This window comes from Methylobacterium oryzihabitans (genome assembly GCF_004004555.2).
Classification (GTDB): Bacteria; Pseudomonadota; Alphaproteobacteria; order Rhizobiales; family Beijerinckiaceae; genus Methylobacterium; species Methylobacterium oryzihabitans.
This window is the reverse complement of sequence record NZ_SACP01000138.1, coordinates 1-468: the sequence shown is the minus strand read 5'-3', so window position 1 is coordinate 468 and position 468 is coordinate 1. Positions and strand designations below refer to the sequence as shown.

The following is a 468-nucleotide window of genomic DNA, read 5'->3' as shown; positions in this document are numbered from 1 at the left end:
AAGCTTGAACACCGCTGGCATGGCAGTGGGCGCGGCAACGATCGGTGCGGTCTTGATCACCAACTGGTCGAGGTGCGGGATGGCGAAGTTGAAGACGAAGTTGTACATGGCACCGCCCGGGGCGAACGCTGCCTTGAACGGCTTCAGGGTCCAGATGGTGACCAGTACGGTCAGGATCAGGAACGGCGACCAGGCCTTGAAGATTTCGCCAAAGCTGTAAGGGCTAGGCTGGCTGCCACTTGGCTGCACAACGGCTGCGCCGACGCTGCCTTTGGCTTCGCTGAACGAACGCTTTGGCTGCCAGACTTTCAGGAACAGGGTAAGGCAGATAAGGCTGGCCAGTGCCGAGGTGATGTCGGGCAGTTCCGGGCCGATGAAGTTCGACGTGAAGTACTGGGTAACGGCGAAGCTCAGGCCGGCGACCAGGGCGGCAGGCCAGGTTTCCTTCACGCCGCGCAGGCCGTCCAT

1 protein-coding gene is annotated in these 468 nt (G+C 61.5%); it reads right to left on the bottom strand.

Translation table 11 applies throughout. From position 1 onward, the window contains the following. The coding region (locus tag EOE48_RS28730) for an L-lactate permease (protein ID WP_187371597.1) at nucleotides 1-468 on the bottom strand (468 nt) is incomplete at both ends.